The sequence below is a fragment of the Neobacillus thermocopriae genome (assembly GCF_010975035.1).
Taxonomy (GTDB): Bacteria; Bacillota; Bacilli; order Bacillales; family Cytobacillaceae; genus Neobacillus; species Neobacillus thermocopriae.
The window spans coordinates 1-17918 of record NZ_JAAIUV010000034.1 but is presented as its reverse complement, the minus strand read 5'-3'; the positions used below and the strand labels follow the sequence as shown (position 1 = coordinate 17918).

The following is a 17918-nucleotide window of genomic DNA, read 5'->3' as shown; positions in this document are numbered from 1 at the left end:
CTCCACCTATGTGATGAAAGATTCGTTTCAATCCTTCTAAAAAGCAATCCCGATTTTCAGATGGAAACACCTGAACGTAAAAGGTATTACTATAGGGAAACGATAAAACCAAATATGGCCATGTCACTACTTCTCCACGATATTTAAATGGTGCCTCCCCAAAGTCCACTTGAGCTGTTCCTGGCTTCGACTCTAATGGCAATGCAGCTGTTTCTGTCTCTTCGGAAAGATGTTTTTTACGTTGGGATACATAATGCCGAACGGATCGTGCGGAACCTTCAAACCCATATTCTTCGACAAGTTGCGTATACATCCGTTGAGCAGTTCGTTGAAACTTCTTTTTCTTCTTCAAGTCTTCTTGAAGCCATTGATCTAGAATCGGTTTCACAGGATCCATGACTTTTGCTTTTCGTTTTTGCTTTGGTACTTCTGAAGGACTAAAATCCTCCATCTCTGCATATTTCCGAACCGTTCTACGGTCTCGACTCATTTGTTTGGCAATAGAGCTATACGAACGCCCTTTTTTATTTGCTTCATGTCTGATATAATTAATTTCTGCCACTGCTAACATCTCCTTCATCGCCTCCTGTCATTTTTGCCCAATAACAGGAAGTGTATTTGAATGTAGGAATGTTGGCAAGTGGTTTTTTTATGCCCGAAAAGGGCTACATAAATTAATTGCCAAACTGTACATTTTTAGTTTGCCATAAACAGGATTGCAGGTACCTCTGTTGGATTGTTTTTAAAACGACTCAATTTTGAAGTGGAAATATATGAAGCATATGAAAAGAGGAAAGATATTGGAGGCGGTTTTCAAATTGCTCCCAATGGAATGAAAGTCATGGCTGAACTTGGCCTTGCTGATGTGATTTTGAAAAATGGGGTGGAGTGCCCAGTCATGCAGTTCCAAAATGATAAAGGGAAGGTCCTTGCTCGCGTTCCACAAATGGGACGTGAAAAATTTGGCTTGCCATCCGTGAATATTGCTAGAAGTACCTTCCATGAGATTCTTGTTGATGCAGTGAAGAAAAACGGAATAACCATCCATTACAAAAAACGATTAACAAGTATCATAGAAAACGATGAAAGTGTGACCGCGATTTTTGAGGACGGAACGGAAGTGAGTGGAACATTTTTAATTGGCGCCGATGGGGTTCATTCTAAAACAAGGGTATATGTGACTGAAAACGGTCCGAAGCCGGTTTATACGGGTCTCCAAAATGTTGGTGGATTTGCCCCAGCGTCCTCCATTGGTGAATTACGTTTACAAAATGAATACCCTACTTTTTTAACATTTGGAAAAAGGGGATTCTTCGGATATACGTTATGTAATAAAGGCGATGGAGAGGAAGTCATGTGGTGGAGTAATACCCCAGAAAGTAGGGAATTATCTAGAGAACAACTTCGGCAAATTGGAACCGGAGAGATTCGAAAAGAGCTATTGAATCTTCATCAAAATTGGCATCCTCCGATTGAAACGATTATTCAGCAATCTCGATCCATTTTTAAAAGTAATATTTATGAAATGGTTCGCCTTCCGAATTGGTCTAGAAATAGAGTTGTCCTTATTGGAGATGCTGCCCATGCGATAAGTCCCCATGCAGGACAAGGAGCTTCGGTTGCCCTTGAAGACAGCATGTACTTAGCCAAACTGATGAAAGATTCCAACTTGCCCATCGAACGTATCTTTCAACTTTTTGAAGCTCACAGAAAGAAACGGGCGGAAAAAATGATTAAAACTGCCAGAAGAAATGGAAGCGGAAAAAAGGAACTAAGCCCTGTCGCCTGTTGGTTTAGAGACAAATTTTTATCCATCGCTCTTCCGCTTTTTGCAGGCAAAGGTCAAGACTGGATTCACGGCTATGAAATTCATTGGGATTTATAAAAAGTTAGTTAAGATTTTTTATCTAGTTGATAGGGAAATAGAAAAAGAGCAGCCCTAGTCAGTAACCCTTATACTGACAGGGCCCTAATTTGAGTTTTTAATATTAAAATCAGATAGAAATCCTGTTTCATTTGGGCCTTATTTATTAACTGGAAAGGAAGAAAAGAATTTTGACATCATACCTATAGGGGTATATAATAAGGTTATCAACTTTATTTGTTAGCTTTTACCTTTTCTGATTGTGAGAATTGATAAGTTATAAAACGTTCTTTAGAAAAGTTTTTCGTATTTTTGTTTATCTAACACAAGATTCAGCAAAAGGCAACGAAAAAGTTCAATTAACAGATGAATAATGGAGGAAACATAAATGGAATACAATGATCAGATGAAAAATAGAGTAAAGCGAATTGAAGGTCAGTTGAGAGGTATTTTACGCTTAATGGAAGAAAATAAGGATTGTAAAGAGGTTATTACGCAGTTATCTGCTGCTAGAACCGCCATCGATCGAACCATTGGAGTCATTGTAAGTTCCAATTTAGTGGAATGTGTCCGAAAAGCTGAAGAAATGAATGGAAGAAGTGCAGAAGAGTTGGTGAAAGAAGCTGTTGATTTATTGGTAAGAAGTCGATAAAAAAGGGTTGACACCCTCTTTTATTTTCTTTATTATATACCCATAGGGGTAATGGTAGAAAGTAGAGGTGGGAATGGAGACAATGCTATTCTAGGTCAATCTAAAAAGAATGGATTTTAGGATTAGGTGAAATGAGTGTTAAAGTTTTAGAGGAAATAAATAGTATTTTTTTATTTTTATAAATACCCATAGGGGTATGTGTAATAAAGGAGGAGTAACCATGACAAAAAAGAAAAAAACAACCATTATCTTATTTAGTGGTGATTATGATAAAGTGATGGCAGCTTATATCATCGCAAATGGTGCTGCAGCTTATGATCATGAAGTAACCATTTTCCATACATTTTGGGGATTAAATGCTTTGCGAAAAGATGAGAATATTCATGTGAAAAAAGGATTGTTAGAAAAAATGTTTGGAAAATTAATGCCAAGAGGCGTGAATAAAATGGGCCTTTCTAAAATGAATTTTGCCGGTTTTGGTCCTAAAATGATAAGAAATGTCATGAAAAAACACAATGTCCTATCACTACCAGAGTTGATTGAAATGGCGAAAGATCAAGGTATAAACCTTGTTGCATGTACAATGACGATGGATTTATTGGGACTTCAAAAAGAAGAATTGTTGGATCATGTTGAATATGCGGGTGTTGCTGCTTATTTAGCTGATGCAGAAGATGGGAATATAAACTTATTTATATAACTGAAAGGAGGGAGGGGAATGGAATAGTAAATGATCTCTTCATGACGATGATCCTATTTTTCTATGAAAATGAGGATTGCTTGCGTGACAAGGTAAAACAAAATATATTTTTTTAATAAACTATATACCCATAGGGGTAACTGTAGGAGGGTAAACATGAAATTATTAAAAACGGATTTTGTTTTAGATGCCAAAGGGTTATCTTGCCCAATGCCAATCGTAAAAACGAAAAAGGTCATGAATGAATTACAAGCGGGGCAAGTCATAGAAGTTCAAGCAACCGATAAAGGATCGAAAGCTGATCTTCAAGCTTGGGCAAACAGTGCTGGTCATCAGTATCTTGGGACCATTGATGAAGGAGAGGTATTCAAACATTATCTTAGAAAATCATCTAATGAAGGCTTCATTGAAAGAAAACATCCCCGTGTAGCAAGTAATGAAGAATTAGAAACGAAGTTAGAAATGAATGAAAAGATTGTCGTTCTTGATGTAAGAGAAGAAGCTGAATATGCATTTTGCCATATACCTAATGCCATTTCCATACCATTAGGGGAATTGGAAGCGCGTTTAAGCGAACTAAATAAAGAAGATAAAATCTATGTGGTCTGTCGTACAGGAAACCGCAGTGATCTGGCTGCTCAAAAATTAGCTGAAAAAGGTTTTGTTGATGTGATAAACGTCGTTCCTGGTATGAGTGCTTGGACTGGAAAAACCGATTCTTTAAATAAGGAGGGGAGGAAATAAAGATGAACAAAGTGGCAATTCATACAACTACACTTTGTCCATCATGTGTGAGGCTAAATACCTTTTTCATAGCTCAAAACATTTCCTTAAAAATGTAATATTACACTAACATTCTAAAAATAATATTTATTTTTTTTTATTTACCAATATACCATAGGGGGTAATGTGAATGACGGTAAAAGCAATGACTGCAAAAGAAGTAACAAGAAAGGTTTTTCATAAAGAAGAATTATTTATTCTCGATGTACGAAACGAAAGTGATTTTCTAGATTGGAAAATTGAAGGGAAAAACTTTGACTATTTAAATATCCCTTATTTTGAATTATTGGATGGAGTGGATAGGATTTTAGAAAAGCTTCCATCTGATAAGGAGATTCTGGTGGTCTGTGCTAAAGAAGGGTCTTCAGTGATGGTGGCAGAGATGCTCTCAGAAAAAGGGTTGAATGTCTCTTATTTAAAAGGTGGAATGAAAGCATGGAGTGAACACCTCGAACCAGTAAAGGTAGGGGAATTAACGGATGGTGGAGAAATTTATCAATTTGTCCGTATTGGAAAAGGTTGTCTATCCTATATGGTAATTTCTAACGGGGAAGCGGCCATTATAGATGCTACTCGTATGACGGATATTTTTTTGGACTTCGCGAAAGAAAAGGGAGCAAAGATTACACATGTTTTCGATACCCATCTACATGCTGACCATATTTCTGGGGGTAGAACGATGGCGAAAGAAACAGGTGCAACATACTGGTTGCCACCAAAGGATGCAATGGAGGTAACTTTCGAATACATGCCATTAGAAGGTGGAAACGTAGTGACAATTGGAAATACCGCAATCGATATTCATGCACTATATAGCCCTGGGCACACTATCGGATCTACTTCCTTGGTCGTTGATGGGAAGTTCCTTCTTTCAGGAGACATCCTATTTATTAATTCAATTGGAAGACCGGATTTAGCAGGAAAGGCCGAAGACTGGGTCACAGATTTACGAGAAAGCCTTTATTCCCGATATAGAGAACTTTCCGCTGATCTTGTGGTTTTACCAGCTCACTTCATGATCATGGATGAATTAAAGGAAGATGGAAGTGTATCGGAAAAATTAGGCACTCTGTTTGTGAACAATCATGGATTGAATATAGAAGATGAAAATGAATTTAGAAAATTGGTAACAGAAAACTTACCGCCTCAACCAAATGCATACCAAGAAATTCGAAAAACAAACATGGGGAAAATGAACCCTGATCTAGAGAAACAACGCGAAATGGAAATTGGACCAAACCGTTGTGCGGTTCGTTAAAATCTAAATAATAAGGAGTCTATAACCTATGGAATCTACAAAAATTTTAAATGTCAAAGGATTAGCTTGTCCCATGCCCATTGTAAAAACAAAAAAAGCAATGAATGAGTTACATCTAGGTGATGTTTTAGAAATTCATGCAACAGACAAAGGAGCAAAAAAAGACCTTACTGCTTGGGCAAAAGTAAGTGGACATGAGATGTTGAAATATGAAGAAGATGGAGAAGTCCTAAAGTTCTGGATGAAGAAAGGGAACTAATCTTATCATGGGGAACCTGCTTGGGTTCCCTTTTTTAGGAGGGAAGGAATATGGAATTTATGATTATCATTTTTTTCATCGGTTTTATTGGTTCCTTTATTTCTGGGATGTTAGGAATCGGTGGATCCATCATTAAATACCCTATGCTTCTTTATATACCGCCATTATTTGGTTTTGCTACCTTTAGTGCTCACGAGGTTTCAGGCATAAGTGCGATACAGGTATTTTTTGCAACGATCGGAGGGGTATGGGCTTTTCGGAAAGGTGGATATTTAAATAAATCCTTAATTACAAATATGGGGATTAATATTTTAATAGGAAGTTTTATTGGCGGATATGGCTCAAAGCTAATGTCTGAAGCAGGCATCAATTTGGTATATGGAATACTTGCATTAACTGCAGCGGTCATGATGTTTATTCCTAAAAAAGGTTTGGATGACATTCCATTTGATCAAGTGAAGTTTAATAAATGGCTTGCAGCCATCCTCTCTTTGATAGTTGGGATTGGGTCAGGAATCGTTGGGGCGGCAGGTGCCTTTTTATTAGTACCTATTATGTTGGTTGTCCTAAAAATACCAACAAGGATGACCATTGCCTCTTCTATGGCCATTACTTTTATTTCTTCCATCGGAGCTACAGTTGGTAAAATGACAACAGGCCAAGTCGATTATGGTCCCGCCATCATTATGATTGTAGCAAGTCTTATTGCATCTCCATTAGGGGCCGTGACTGGGAAAAAGATAAAGACGAAAATTCTTCGAATCATTTTGGCATTCATGATCCTAGCAACTGCCGTAAAGATTTGGATGGATATTTTGTAGTAGATTCAATGTAGATAAGAAAGGGAAGAGAAATCGTTATTAGAAAACTCCTCTCCATTTATTCATGGTTAAAACTCAGGGAGTCTCTTTTCATTTTTTTTATAAACTTTCCATCATGGATTTATCATCTTTTTATGTAATGATCTATTTAAATGAAGTGTATGATATTTTGAGTTTTATGATATATATTTTTACAATGGAAGTAAATCTCTATTAGGAAAAATTAGAGTAAGATGGAGGACGGAGAATGAAAATTATCGAACTTCCTATTCATTATGAATTTAATGGCCAAAAAGATACGATTTACCCGACCTTAATCATCATGAATAATGAGCTTACCTTAGTAGATACTGGGCATAAAAATTTTTTGCCGCTGATTACCAATGAAATTCTCAAATATGGCTATCAAATGGAGCAACTAAAAAATATTATTATCACACATTATGATAACGATCATATCGGTTCTTTATATGATTTTAAGAAAGAGTATCCATGGGTAAAGATTATAGCTAGCGAAAAAGAATCGAAATACATCAGTGGGGAAGTCAAATCAGAGAGATTAGCGCAAGCCGAAGCGTTGTTAGAAAACATGTCAGCGGAAGAAATCGACTTTGGAAAATGTTTTATCCAACAATTAAAGAGTTTAAAACATGTTCCCGTAGATCAAACGGTCCGTGATGGGGATTTGATTTTAGATGACCAATGTAGAGTCATCGCCACACCAGGTCATACTTCCGGCCATATTTCACTCTATATTCCTAGCTTAAATAGTGTCATTACCGGTGATGCGGCTGTGAAGGAGAAGGCTGAATTAGTGGTAGCCAATCCACAGTTTTGTTTAAATCTTGAAAAAGCGGAAAAATCTTTGGCTAAGCTTAAAGATCTTCAAGCGAAAAATTACTATTGTTACCATGGAGGGAAATACGTTTCTAGTTCCTAACAAAATTTGAACGATTCGATTCATACATGTGATATTTAAGGAGGATCATCCCATAAGGTATTGTAGGAGCATTTCGGGGATGATCTTTTCTTTTGACTGTTTCGTAAGGTTGTACCAAATGATTCAAAAGGGAATTATTTTCTTCTTCAATGAAAGGGATGGTTCGTTTAAGAAGGGATATTCCTATCTTTAGTCGAATTTTGTTTTTTAGATACCTATTTAAGGGGTGAAGTGTGTGGAGGAAATAATGAATGGGATAAACCACTGGATACAAATATTACCGCAAGAATTAACTCCAGTCAGAAACAGAAATATCCAAGCGGCCATTACCAAATAAATGGTCAAAAAAAGAGATTTTAGGATATCTATGTGACTTCGCCATAAATAATATTCATCGGTTTATAAACATTCAATATGAAGAACAACCATTGGTCATCCAATCTTATAACCAAGATCAATGGGTCAAACTTCAAAATTATCAAGAAAGACCACTCGATGAGATATGTAGCCTTTTTATCACATTAAATAAACAAATCATCAATATTATTTCTAATATTCCGAAAGAAAAGTTATCGAATCTTTGTGATATAGGTAACAATCAATTGAAAACAGTAGAGTGGTTAATTAAAGATTATCTTAAACATATGGAACATCATATTAACAACCAAATTTTGATGAAAAATAATGTGTAATAGGGATCCTGCTAAGCTACTTCTTTTTGGAAGTGGCTGTTTTTACCTTTCAAGAGATATTGAATCATATTGAAATGGATTTTTGACAAACACATGGCCGCACTTGCCCTTGGTCGCCATTTTTTATTCTATTGAAGGAAATGGAATCAGTAGAGGTAGTTCCAGATAATTGGTTGCCACAACCTGATACGGCTCCATCCAATCTTACATACAAATTATAACCATTGTAAACATGAAGTTGCTACTTGGATTTTCCTGAAAAATGAAGGTGCAACAGGAGGTTGCCCCTAGATGCACCTATTAAGAGCTTTACTTTAACCACTATTTTCCTCGATAATGGAAAGGAAGAAAGGTGAGGTTGAACAATGATTTTTAGTGAACGATTAAAAAGAGAAAGAGAAAAAAGGGGATGGTCACAAGCCGACCTTGCAGACAAACTTCATGTGAGTCGTCAGTCTGTTTCGAAATGGGAAACGGGTAAGAATTATCCAAGTATCGAAATCATCATTGAGTTGAGTGATTTATTCGGTATTACGATAGATGAATTGTTGAGGAGTGACAAAGAATTGACGGAAAAAGTGATTAATGATAGTAAGCAATTGGCCTATCCAAAATGGAAAACATTTTTTGATACGGTATTCATGTTAGGCGTATTTTTATTAATCATCAAACTATCCATTCTCGGCTTCAATTATTTTGTTGGTACAAAAATAACGATATTAGAAGGCTTGCCAAAATTTGTCGTAAACTTTTTACCATTCGTATTAATGGTTGTTGGTGGCATTGGCTCAGACAGTTTGAAAAATAAATATAAAGATTGACAATAAAAACCGTCGGAATTTTTATCTAGATAAGTGATGCCAGGTAAGGGAGGTGGTAAGTGTATACCACTTCCTTTTCTATTTTTAAATATGAAAAGGATTTATGAAAATTATCCTTTGTTGCCCTGGAAATGATTGAGCATGCTCGTGTTTAGGTGAGACAATGCAATCATTTTTTTAGTTGGGATATTTATAAATAAAAAAATAGGGGGAAGTAAAACATGATTCGAAAGTTGGACCTTCGTGTGAAGGAAACCGCGGAGAAGGTTTTAAACATTCAAATCCCTGCCTATCAAGTAGAGGCTGAGATGATTGTTTCTTTTGAGATCCCGCCATTAAAAGACACAGTGGAAACTTTGCAAACATGTGGAGAGACTTTCTTTGGCTATTACTCAGATGAACAACTTTGTGGAGTCATTTCTTTTAAAGCCAACAATGAGGAAGTAGATATACATCGATTAATCGTCCACCCGGATCATTTTCGGAAAGGGATTGCTCAAGCACTATTAGATTTCATAGAAGCCAATTTTAAGATGAATCGAATGATCGTGGCCACCGCTTCCAAAAATGTCCCAGCCGTCCGTTTTTATAAAAAGAATGGGTTTCAAGTGATAAAGGAAGTCATAGTTAATGGAAATCTCTCCTTAACCTTTTTTGAAAAGCAATTGAATTGGTGAAAAACCCTATTAATAATAAGGAAATTTGATGGCGGGTTATCGAAGGTGGCTTGTGAGTTAGTAAGAATTATTGTTCTATTTGGTATTCTTAGTAGCATTTTCCGTTGCATATGTAATCAGTTATATTTAGCAGTTCGTGTTATGGTAATCATTACGGCTGAATAAGGTTTATCGCCATTCTCCTTTTTTTGTACTATATAGAAGGAAAGGTGAGAGAAAAACTTCCAAAGAATGTTCGCTCTGATCCATTATATGGTTGATTCAGTATTTATAATGACCTTCTCAAGCTAAGAAGGTCATTTTCGTTATTGATTCCTTTTTCGATTGTAAATCACCCTTGACCAAAAATAAACAGCACAACCTATTAGTAAAATAGTCATTTGCCATCCAGCGTCACCACTGGTGAAAAAACTGTATAAGGACCAAATCAGTAATGCAATGGTATAAAAAATAAATCCATATTTTGCTGATTGGTCGCTTTGATACTTTTCCATTTCATCGGCTTTTCATAGTTTCATTGATTCTCCCCCTCGTAAATAAATAATTCTTCAATTGGTGTATTTAGATGTATAGATAACTTGAACGCTAAAAGTAATGTTGGGTCTATTTATTATTTTCAATGGCATTAATGGTTTGTCTTGTTACACCACATTTATTTGCAAGTTCTTCTTGTGCGTTTTAAGGCAGACAATATTTTGTATTCCAATAAAAAAGGGGAATAAAATGAACATCACCATTATGGTCTGTGGATACAGACTGTATGCCACAGAAAATCCCCTGAAAAAAGTGAATATTTCATAAAATTATTACTATAAGTACACCGGGTTTCCCAAAAATCTTTTGTTTACACCTAAAATTTTTATCTTTTTTCCGAAGTTTTTGTAGTATTTTTCTGAATATTTAAATTTTATAATACATTTATTAATAGGTATTTTGGTGTGAGGAGATCTAGGTACAACTTCATGCCTAGGAAGATTTAAACCGTAGCAGCACACCGGGTTTGGTTTCACCGTCTTGATCTGGAAGTGGTGGAAAGACCAGGGTAGGCAGTCTTTAGCTGGGGATCTTTTACATGAACATGTAAGCGCTTTTATTTTTTAAAATTCCATGTATTAAAGGGGGAAGGTGTATGACAAATTTTCCAGTGGAACAAGAAAAAAAGATGAAGCCGGAGTTACGTGCAAATAACTTGGGGAATATGGCAAAGTTTTTTGTCTATAGCGCGATTGGTATTTTTGTCTTTTTTATTCCGGTCACGTTGAATGGCAAATCTTCCATCATGCTTGACCATATTGTTTCCTATATTCAAACGTCAGTACCAGGTGTCTTGCCTTATTACGCTCTCCTTGTGATCTTATTAGGAGCCATTTACCCATTTGTAAAGGGGACATGGAAAAAAGATACCGTTTCACTCATTTTTTCGATTTTAAAAGTAATTGGTTTAGTGGCAGGGGCCATGCTTGTCTTCAATATTGGACCGAAATGGTTTTTTGATCCTGATATGGCACCGTTTTTGTTTAACAAACTGGTCGTGTCCGTAGGCTTGCTCGTTCCTATCGGTTCCGTGTTTCTTGCCTTATTGGTAGGGTATGGTCTATTAGAATTTGTCGGAATTTTCATGCAACCGGTCATGAGGCCGGTATGGAAGACACCTGGACGTTCGGCTATTGATGCGGTGGCCTCCTTTGTTGGAAGTTACTCCATTGGCTTATTAATTACCAACCGGGTGTTTAAGGAAGGAAAATATACGATCAAGGAAGCTGCCATTATTGCCACTGGCTTCTCCACTGTTTCGGCCACCTTTATGATTGTCGTAGCTAAAACCCTGAACTTAATGGAAATTTGGAACACCTATTTCTGGGTCACCTTTGTCGTCACATTTTTGGTAACGGCGATTACGGTTCGGATATGGCCATTGTCCAAAATGAGCGATGCATATTATCAAGATATGGAGGGCGATGAAGAGGTCATTATAAAAAAAGATCGAGTCAAAACAGCATGGAAAGAGGCCATGAAGACAGCCAATCATTCTTTAAGTCTCTGGAAAAATATTTGGGAAAACTTAAAAGACGGGTTCGTTATGACGATGGGAATTTTGCCTTCGATTATGTCGGTAGGCTTATTGGGTCTTGTCTTAGCGGAATATACGCCGGTATTTGATTGGCTCGGTTATATTTTCTACCCGTTTGTAAAACTCGTTCAACTGCCAGATGCGATGCTTACTTCTAAGGCAAGTGCTCTCAGTATAGCCGAGATGTTCTTACCTGCACTTTTAGTGACAAAAGCCGCCCTTGTGACGAAGTTTGTCATCGCTGTCGTGTCTGTATCATCCATCATCTTCTTCTCGGCAGTAGTTCCATGTATTCTTTCTACAGAAATTCCGCTCACTGTCGGCAAACTGATTATCATCTGGTTCGAACGGGTGATATTAACCATCCTTCTTACCGCACCAATTGCTTATTTACTTTTATAACAGGAAAAAGCACTTAAAAAACCTTGTCCAAGTGGCGAGGTTTTTTCATGAGTGGATGTAAACTAATAGACAAAATAAATCAAAATGGAACTGACGATTCCGATCCAAATGGCGAGCAAGATACAATATCCCATGATGTGACGTATATGGAGGCCGACAATACTTAAGATGGGTAATGCCCAGAATGGTTGGATGAGATTCGTCCAAGCATCTCCCCAGCCTACGACCATGGCAATCACACCAGGATCGACTCCTAGCTCCATTCCAGCGGGGACGGAGAGAGGCCCTTGTAGTGCCCATTGGCCCCCACCAGATGGGGCGAGCAGGTTGACAAGTCCGGCTGTCCAATAAGTAATAACCCCAAATGACTCCGTACTTGAAATGGAGATCATTCCTTTAATAATGATATCGGCAAGCCCTGAGCTTCCCAGTAGTGCAATGATTCCAGCATAGAATGGAAATTGAAGAATAATCGGTGAAATAGAACCTGCTGCTTCCTGAAAGGCTTTACCGTACTGATTCAGTGAACGGTGAAACATTAGACCTAATGATAAAAACAAAATATTAATGAGATTTAAATTAAGGTCCGTTCCTTTTCCCAACTGTAAAATCGTATAAATGAGACCCACCAATCCAATTAAGATTCCAAGGATAGGGGTGTTTTCTAACGAAGTGGCAAAAGTTTTTTCTTCTTCTTTTTCCGTTTTAATCGGTTGTTGCTCTTTTTCTTTTGGTGTATAAGGAATGATATTTTTCTTGGGCGCCATGAATAGAATGAAAATCGGCATGGTGATGACGAGAGTGATAAGGATGAGAATGGTACCTGGATGAAAAATCGTATCTGAAGTAGGTATAACGCCCATGACATCAGCAAGAAAATGGTCTTTTGTTGCAACGGTTAAACCGATAGAGCTGGATAATCCAGCTGTGTAGAGGGCAGTTGGCGCATAGGCACAGGCTACCAATAATGGGAAATGGGCATTTTGATTTCGTTTCCCAACCTCACGTGCGACAATCGCACCAACAATGACAGCCAACCCCCAGTTAATATAATAAGCGGCGGATGTAATGAGAAAGGTATAAAGATAGGCTTTGTTTGCGGTATTGGCCTTTGCTGAAAGGGCCTCTAAACCTTTACGGATAAATGGAACCGAGGCAAGGACCATCCCTGTCATGAGCAAGAGCACCATTTGCATCGTAAAAGCTAAATAGGTCCAAAATCCATCCCCATACGACTGAAATAATTCTAATGGATCCGTAGGAGTCACAATAATGGCCAACACAAATACAAACAAGGTCATCAACACAGCAATGACGAACGCATCTGGCAAAAATCGTTGGACCACCTTAGAAAAGCGTTCAGATACTCTGTTTAACATATTATCTCCCCCCTTTTTACTACTCAACGTATGACAAAAGAGATAGTGTTATAACCCAATTTGTTCATAGAAGGATTTCCCTCGTTTTAGTAGGAGGAGGGGCCTTGTCCCTATTTCGTACCAAAGTCTTGGGGATGATAGATTGAAAAAATACTAAAATAGTATATAATCATATAGTCAAGTAAATAAAATCCGCATGATGCGGGAGAGGTTCTAGCTACCCTCTATAAAAAACTAAGGAAAACAGGACTGCTTTCTTTAGTAGTCCTGTTTTTCTGTTAAAAGGAGAGATTTTCATGATAAAGAAAGAGAAAGCAGTTGTTGTTTTTAGTGGAGGACAGGATAGTACAACCTGTCTGTTCTGGGCAATGGAACGTTTTGAAGAAGTCATCGCTGTTACGTTTAACTATAACCAAAGGCATAAGCTTGAAATTGAATGTGCTCAGAACATCGCGAAAGAACTTGGAATTCAACATCATATTTTAGATATGTCTTTATTAAACCAACTGGCACCAAATGCCTTAACTCGAAACGATATTGAGGTGAAGGAAGGGGAGAATGGAGCACTTCCTTCGACCTTTGTACCGGGAAGAAACCTCATATTTATCTCATTCGCAGGCATATTTGCTAGTCAGATTGGGGCGAAGCATATTGTCACTGGTGTATGTGAAACAGACTTTAGCGGATATCCAGATTGTCGGGATGTTTTTATTAAATCATTAAATGTCACATTAAACTTATCTATGGACCAGCAATTTGTCATCCATACACCATTAATGTGGTTGAATAAAGCAGAAACTTGGGAATTAGCGGATCAATTAAATGCCTTGGAATTTGTCCGGGAAAAAACATTAACTTGTTATAACGGAATCATGGCTGATGGGTGTGGGGAATGCCCGGCATGTCTATTGCGTAATCGGGGATTGGACCAATATTTAAGCACGAGAAAGGAGTTATAAGCCTATGTATGGATTTCGCATCGTAGATAAACTCCAAAAAATTGATGAAGATATTCAGCGTAATCAATTAAAATACCATTCAAAAAGAGTGTTAGTAAGTAAAGAATTTACTTTTGATGCCGCCCATCATCTACACTGTTATGAGGGAAAATGTAAAAATCTTCACGGTCATACGTACAAAGTTATTTTTGGTATAAGTGGGTATGTGGATGATCGTGGATTGATGATGGATTTTGGAGATATTAAAGAGATTTGGAAAAAAGAAATTGAAATCTATCTCGACCACCGCTATTTAAATGAAACTTTGCCTCCAATGAATACGACGGCCGAAAATATGGTAGTTTGGATGTATGAAAAAATGGCGGAGGCTATAAAGACACAGGATCCATTAAGAGGGGCAAGAGTGGAATTTGTCCGCTTATATGAAACACCAACTAGCTATGCCGAAGCGAGACGGGAGTGGATGGAAGATGAGTAAAATCCCTGTCATGGAGATTTTCGGCCCCACCATTCAGGGAGAAGGGATGGTCATCGGTCAAAAAACGATGTTTGTGAGAACAGCAGGCTGTGATTATTCCTGTAGCTGGTGCGATTCTTCTTTTACTTGGGATGGTTCTGGGAAAAAGGATATTCGAATGATGGAACCTATGGAGATTTGGCAAGAACTAGAGAGAATTGGTGGGAACAATTTCTCCTTTGTCACGATTTCTGGTGGGAATCCAGCGCTTTTAACGAATTTAAGTGAATTGATTCAACTACTTAAAGAAAAGCAAATTAAAACAGGTTTGGAAACGCAAGGGAGTAAGTGGCAGGATTGGTTTTATGAAATTGATGAACTAACCATCTCTCCAAAACCACCGAGCTCCAAAATGGAAACCAATTTTGAAATATTAGATGTAATCATTACGAAATTAAAACAAAATGAACAATCAAAATTTAGTTTAAAGGTTGTTGTCTTTGATGAGGAAGATTATCGATATGCCCAAAAAGTGCATTCACGTTATCCAGACATCCCGTTCTTCTTACAAGTGGGTAATGATGATCTAACCACGATGGATCATAAAGAATTACTTCTTCATTTGCTGGATAAATATGAAAGACTAATAGAAAAAGTCATCCAAGATCCAACATTAAATAACGTGAAAGTATTACCGCAAATGCATACATTATTATGGGGAAATAAACGAGGAGTGTAGTTGATAAAAAAAGTCACTCAGCTTGCCCCATTCATGAGGGAGGCGTCTCGGATCCTATTCCGAGACGCTTTTTATATTGGTTAGCCATGGATGTTTAGTACGGATAGGGGTACGGATATCCCGTTGGGTATGGATAGCCATAATAGGGATAAGGATATGGGTATGGGTAGGGTGCTGGATACGGGCCAGGTGTGGCTGCTGCGCCTAATGCCAATCCAGTTAGTGCCCCAGCCGTAAATCCTGGAAAGAACCCGCCGTGAGGATGAAACCCATGTCCTCCGTGTCCTCCGTGCCCCCATTGACCATGACTGCCTCCATGTCCCCAACCATGGCCTCCACCTTGTTGATGTGGTCTTACGTTGTTTGGATGAATATTCATTACATGTCACACCTCCACCTATGAGCTTTTATATCCTATGCCTATTAGGCTACAATTGCTATATGTATTTTAAATTGTTGCTCATTTTATGGTGCTTTAGTTAAATTTTTACATGAAATATCAAAACATCTGTTCCTATTTTCTGGTGGACATGGTATACTAAAAATGCAATAGTAAGGGATTTCTCAAGGGTGGTCGGCACACTCCCCATTAGAAAGGGGGTGATGCTGTGTGACAGTTTTCGAATCATTAATGCTGGCAATTTCATTTGCTAGTTTAATCATAACGGTACTGTCATTTCATAACCATAATAAATAATCCACCCTTGAGTTAGCGGCTCCGGGTGGATTATTTTCGCCTAAGGCCGATTCCCTTTGAGGGAACCTTCTATTGCTGACCGGACATGTGCCAGCATGTTCGGTCTTTTTTTACTTTTTGTATTATTTACTATTATTATAACGCATTCGCGGAAAAAAGAAACTAGAAACTTTACACAAATCAAGCGGTAATCAAGAAAATTTGAATCAAATTGGAACATAACATCACCAACTATTTGTTAGTCGAAAAAAGGAAAATCATCTTTTATACAAAAAATAGTTGACAATATTGGAAAATGCTGATACATTTAATTCACAGTTAACCAATCGGAATAATTGAGGTTCGATCAGACTACTGAAGGCCTTGTAATGAGATAATCATCAGATTATGCATTACAGGGCCTCCTTGCATTTAGATGAATCGGAGGAGGGAATCAAATGGGGAACATCCTAAGAAAAGCCGTAGAACAAAAACGGCAAAAATTAATCGACTTATTGATTGCACATAATGTTTATAAGAAGGTGGATAAACATCTATTTGAATTATCACTAACCGAATTAGAGCATGAATATAGGCGATTTAAACAGACATGTCATCCCCATCAAAATGTTGGTTCCATTAAATAATAATGAAAATGACCGATCAGACCACTGAAGGTCCTTAACTATTTGGAATAGATAGTTAAGGACCTTTTTATTTTTACATAAAGGAGAGAAGAATGATGTCTAAAATTTTAATCATTTCAGGGAGCCCTTCGAAAGTTTCACGAACCGAAGCCATTTCCACTTACATTCGGAACATCCTGAAAGAAGGTGGAAATCAGGTAGAGAAGCTTGTTTTACGTGAACTGCCAGCGGAAGCATTGGTCCATGCCCAATTTAACCATCCTGAAATTAAAAAAGCCCAAAAATTAGTGGAAGAGTCGGACGCTCTTGTGGTGGTGAGTCCGATATATAAGGCCAGTTATCCTGGGATGCTAAAGAGCTTTTTTGATTTGATCCCTGAGAAAGGTCTTGTTGGCAAAAAAGTGCTACCCATCACCTCAGGTGGAACAATTTCCCATCTATTGTCACTAGAATATGCGTTTAAGCCTTTATTTTCTATCTTGGGAGCACGGGAAATCTTTCAAGGGGTATATCTTGTCGACTCACAGGTCAGCTATTCAGAGGACGAAATTACTTTCATGGACGAGCAGATGAAGGAACGATTGGAATGGGCCATAAACGAATTACAGTCAGCCTTAGAGGCAAAAGTCGTTTCTGTATTAGGAGGAAATTAATCATACTAAAAAGTTGTATAGGAGGGAATACCATGAAAGCCAAATCAAAAATATCGATGATGATTTTATTAAGTTTCCTACTCTTCATCCTTGGTGGTTGCACCACTCATAGTGCATCAGGAAAGAAGACGGACGAAAAGGATGGAGATAAGACGATTCACATTGGTTATCAAAAGTTTGGCTCCTTAAATTTTCTAAAAGCAAAGGAAGTATTGGAAAAGAAGCTAAAACCACTTGGGTATAAGGTGAAATGGACCGAATTTCCAGGAGGTCCACAGTTATTGGAAGCACTCAATGTTGGCAGCTTGGATTTTGGACATACCGGTGAAGCACCACCCATTTTCGCCCAAGCTGCCGATGCACCACTCGTTTATTTTGCCAATGAGCCAGCTAATCCGAAGGGTGAAGCTATTCTTGTTCCAAAAGATTCCAAGATTAAAAGTATAAAAGATTTAAAGGGGAAAAAAG

General features: G+C 37.7%; 22 protein-coding genes, 1 pseudogene and 1 riboswitch. Of the genes and pseudogenes, 18 read left to right on the top strand and 5 right to left on the bottom strand.

What is annotated here, in order from left to right:
- The coding region (locus G4Z05_RS15395) for a transposase (protein ID WP_163252656.1) at positions 1–571 on the bottom strand (571 nt) is incomplete at its 3' end.
- 135 nt (positions 572–706) lie between these two features.
- Between G4Z05_RS15395 and G4Z05_RS15390 the strand changes: the two genes are divergently transcribed.
- The 10 genes from G4Z05_RS15390 (at position 707) to G4Z05_RS15340 (ending at position 9467) form a co-directional block, all read left to right on the top strand.
- Positions 707–1885 (top strand): FAD-dependent oxidoreductase, encoded by a 1179-nt coding sequence (locus G4Z05_RS15390; protein WP_338036769.1) that lies wholly within the window; start codon positions 707–709, stop codon positions 1883–1885.
- 367 nt (positions 1886–2252) lie between these two features.
- Positions 2253–2516 carry a metal-sensitive transcriptional regulator gene (locus tag G4Z05_RS15385; RefSeq protein WP_163252653.1) on the top strand — a complete coding sequence of 88 codons (264 nt, stop codon included), beginning with the start codon at positions 2253–2255 and terminating at the stop codon, positions 2514–2516.
- A 220-nt stretch (positions 2517–2736) separates the two neighbouring features.
- On the top strand, positions 2737–3216 hold the full coding sequence (locus G4Z05_RS15380) for a DsrE/DsrF/DrsH-like family protein (RefSeq protein WP_038535306.1): 480 nt from the start codon (positions 2737–2739) through the stop codon (positions 3214–3216).
- 156 nt (positions 3217–3372) lie between these two features.
- Positions 3373–3960, top strand: coding sequence for a sulfurtransferase TusA family protein (locus G4Z05_RS15375; RefSeq protein ID WP_163252652.1), 588 nt, complete (start codon positions 3373–3375; stop codon positions 3958–3960).
- 169 nt (positions 3961–4129) lie between these two features.
- Positions 4130–5257, top strand: coding sequence for an MBL fold metallo-hydrolase (locus G4Z05_RS15370; protein ID WP_038535303.1), 1128 nt, complete (start codon positions 4130–4132; stop codon positions 5255–5257).
- 28 nt (positions 5258–5285) lie between these two features.
- Positions 5286–5516 carry a sulfurtransferase TusA family protein gene (locus G4Z05_RS15365; protein WP_163252651.1) on the top strand — a complete coding sequence of 77 codons (231 nt, stop codon included), beginning with the start codon at positions 5286–5288 and terminating at the stop codon, positions 5514–5516.
- 50 nt (positions 5517–5566) lie between these two features.
- Entirely contained in the window at positions 5567–6337 is a 771-nt protein-coding gene (locus G4Z05_RS15360; protein WP_038535299.1) for a sulfite exporter TauE/SafE family protein, read from the top strand.
- 247 nt (positions 6338–6584) lie between these two features.
- The gene (locus G4Z05_RS15355; RefSeq protein WP_163252650.1) at positions 6585–7277 is read left to right on the top strand and encodes an MBL fold metallo-hydrolase; all 693 of its coding nucleotides are present in this window, start codon (positions 6585–6587) and stop codon (positions 7275–7277) included.
- A gap of 1057 nt (positions 7278–8334) precedes the next feature.
- Entirely contained in the window at positions 8335–8790 is a 456-nt protein-coding gene (locus G4Z05_RS15345) for a helix-turn-helix domain-containing protein (protein ID WP_163252649.1), read from the top strand.
- Between the two features lie 221 nt (positions 8791–9011).
- Positions 9012–9467: a GNAT family N-acetyltransferase gene (locus G4Z05_RS15340; RefSeq protein ID WP_163252648.1), complete on the top strand. Its 456-nt coding sequence runs from the start codon at positions 9012–9014 to the stop codon at positions 9465–9467.
- 305 nt (positions 9468–9772) lie between these two features.
- Here the strand turns inward: G4Z05_RS15340 and G4Z05_RS15335 are convergent, their stop codons facing one another.
- Positions 9773–9961 carry a hypothetical protein gene (locus tag G4Z05_RS15335; protein WP_240465406.1) on the bottom strand — a complete coding sequence of 63 codons (189 nt, stop codon included), beginning with the start codon at positions 9959–9961 and terminating at the stop codon, positions 9773–9775.
- Positions 9962–9981: 20 nt separating this feature from the next.
- Positions 9982–10142, bottom strand: a pseudogene (locus G4Z05_RS15330) (helix-turn-helix transcriptional regulator); the annotation flags it as partial.
- Between the two features lie 487 nt (positions 10143–10629).
- Between G4Z05_RS15330 and G4Z05_RS15325 the strand changes: the two are divergent.
- The gene (locus G4Z05_RS15325; RefSeq protein ID WP_163252655.1) at positions 10630–11940 is read left to right on the top strand and encodes a YjiH family protein; all 1311 of its coding nucleotides are present in this window, start codon (positions 10630–10632) and stop codon (positions 11938–11940) included.
- Positions 11941–12002: 62 nt separating this feature from the next.
- On the opposite strand, the gene G4Z05_RS15320 is transcribed toward G4Z05_RS15325, so the two are convergent.
- Entirely contained in the window at positions 12003–13319 is a 1317-nt protein-coding gene (locus G4Z05_RS15320) for a short-chain fatty acid transporter (RefSeq protein ID WP_163252647.1), read from the bottom strand.
- Positions 13320–13520: 201 nt separating this feature from the next.
- A riboswitch (PreQ1 riboswitch) is annotated at positions 13521–13563 on the top strand.
- A 46-nt stretch (positions 13564–13609) separates the two neighbouring features.
- On the opposite strand from G4Z05_RS15320, the gene queC reads away from it, so the two are divergent.
- The 3 genes from queC to queE are packed head-to-tail and all read left to right on the top strand — an operon-like array spanning position 13610 to position 15474.
- Positions 13610–14278 (top strand): 7-cyano-7-deazaguanine synthase QueC, encoded by a 669-nt coding sequence (gene queC / locus G4Z05_RS15315; protein ID WP_327989750.1) that lies wholly within the window; start codon positions 13610–13612, stop codon positions 14276–14278.
- Between the two features lie 4 nt (positions 14279–14282).
- On the top strand, positions 14283–14756 hold the full coding sequence (gene queD / locus G4Z05_RS15310) for a 6-carboxytetrahydropterin synthase QueD (RefSeq protein WP_163252645.1): 474 nt from the start codon (positions 14283–14285) through the stop codon (positions 14754–14756).
- Positions 14749–15474: a 7-carboxy-7-deazaguanine synthase QueE gene (queE, locus tag G4Z05_RS15305; protein ID WP_163252644.1), complete on the top strand. Its 726-nt coding sequence runs from the start codon at positions 14749–14751 to the stop codon at positions 15472–15474. The genes queD and queE overlap by 8 nt, the downstream gene beginning before the upstream one ends.
- 94 nt (positions 15475–15568) lie before the next feature.
- On the opposite strand, the gene G4Z05_RS15300 is transcribed toward queE, so the two are convergent.
- A complete protein-coding gene (locus G4Z05_RS15300) occupies positions 15569–15853 on the bottom strand; it encodes a hypothetical protein (protein ID WP_163252643.1) in 285 nt (94 codons plus the stop codon).
- Between the two features lie 231 nt (positions 15854–16084).
- On the opposite strand from G4Z05_RS15300, the gene G4Z05_RS16735 reads away from it, so the two are divergent.
- The 4 genes from G4Z05_RS16735 to G4Z05_RS15285 all read left to right on the top strand — a co-directional run.
- Positions 16085–16171 (top strand): putative holin-like toxin, encoded by an 87-nt coding sequence (locus tag G4Z05_RS16735; protein WP_374718355.1) that lies wholly within the window; start codon positions 16085–16087, stop codon positions 16169–16171.
- A gap of 437 nt (positions 16172–16608) precedes the next feature.
- On the top strand, positions 16609–16797 hold the full coding sequence (locus tag G4Z05_RS15295) for a Fur-regulated basic protein FbpA (RefSeq protein ID WP_163252642.1): 189 nt from the start codon (positions 16609–16611) through the stop codon (positions 16795–16797).
- 95 nt (positions 16798–16892) lie between these two features.
- Positions 16893–17450, top strand: coding sequence for an NADPH-dependent FMN reductase (gene ssuE, locus G4Z05_RS15290; protein WP_163252641.1), 558 nt, complete (start codon positions 16893–16895; stop codon positions 17448–17450).
- Between the two features lie 32 nt (positions 17451–17482).
- A partial coding sequence (locus G4Z05_RS15285; RefSeq protein WP_163252640.1) for a glycine betaine ABC transporter substrate-binding protein occupies positions 17483–17918 on the top strand: 436 nt, incomplete at its 3' end.

Bases quoted from the DNA above. Each gene is read 5' to 3' on its own strand.
- queE (WP_163252644.1), top strand. From the start codon at position 14,749: ATGAGTAAAATCCCTGTCATGGAGATTTTCGGCCCCACCATTCAGGGA.
- G4Z05_RS15380 (WP_038535306.1), top strand. From the start codon at position 2,737: ATGACAAAAAAGAAAAAAACAACCATTATCTTATTTAGTGGTGATTAT.
- G4Z05_RS15300 (WP_163252643.1), bottom strand. From the start codon at position 15,853: ATGAATATTCATCCAAACAACGTAAGACCACATCAACAAGGTGGAGGC.
- queD (WP_163252645.1), top strand. From the start codon at position 14,283: ATGTATGGATTTCGCATCGTAGATAAACTCCAAAAAATTGATGAAGAT.
- G4Z05_RS15335 (WP_240465406.1), bottom strand. From the start codon at position 9,961: ATGGAAAAGTATCAAAGCGACCAATCAGCAAAATATGGATTTATTTTT.
- G4Z05_RS15295 (WP_163252642.1), top strand. From the start codon at position 16,609: ATGGGGAACATCCTAAGAAAAGCCGTAGAACAAAAACGGCAAAAATTA.
- G4Z05_RS15360 (WP_038535299.1), top strand. From the start codon at position 5,567: ATGGAATTTATGATTATCATTTTTTTCATCGGTTTTATTGGTTCCTTT.
- G4Z05_RS15365 (WP_163252651.1), top strand. From the start codon at position 5,286: ATGGAATCTACAAAAATTTTAAATGTCAAAGGATTAGCTTGTCCCATG.
- G4Z05_RS15355 (WP_163252650.1), top strand. From the start codon at position 6,585: ATGAAAATTATCGAACTTCCTATTCATTATGAATTTAATGGCCAAAAA.
- G4Z05_RS15370 (WP_038535303.1), top strand. From the start codon at position 4,130: ATGACGGTAAAAGCAATGACTGCAAAAGAAGTAACAAGAAAGGTTTTT.
- ssuE (WP_163252641.1), top strand. From the start codon at position 16,893: ATGTCTAAAATTTTAATCATTTCAGGGAGCCCTTCGAAAGTTTCACGA.
- G4Z05_RS15375 (WP_163252652.1), top strand. From the start codon at position 3,373: ATGAAATTATTAAAAACGGATTTTGTTTTAGATGCCAAAGGGTTATCT.
- G4Z05_RS15320 (WP_163252647.1), bottom strand. From the start codon at position 13,319: ATGTTAAACAGAGTATCTGAACGCTTTTCTAAGGTGGTCCAACGATTT.
- G4Z05_RS15345 (WP_163252649.1), top strand. From the start codon at position 8,335: ATGATTTTTAGTGAACGATTAAAAAGAGAAAGAGAAAAAAGGGGATGG.
- G4Z05_RS15340 (WP_163252648.1), top strand. From the start codon at position 9,012: ATGATTCGAAAGTTGGACCTTCGTGTGAAGGAAACCGCGGAGAAGGTT.
- G4Z05_RS15325 (WP_163252655.1), top strand. From the start codon at position 10,630: ATGAAGCCGGAGTTACGTGCAAATAACTTGGGGAATATGGCAAAGTTT.
- G4Z05_RS15385 (WP_163252653.1), top strand. From the start codon at position 2,253: ATGGAATACAATGATCAGATGAAAAATAGAGTAAAGCGAATTGAAGGT.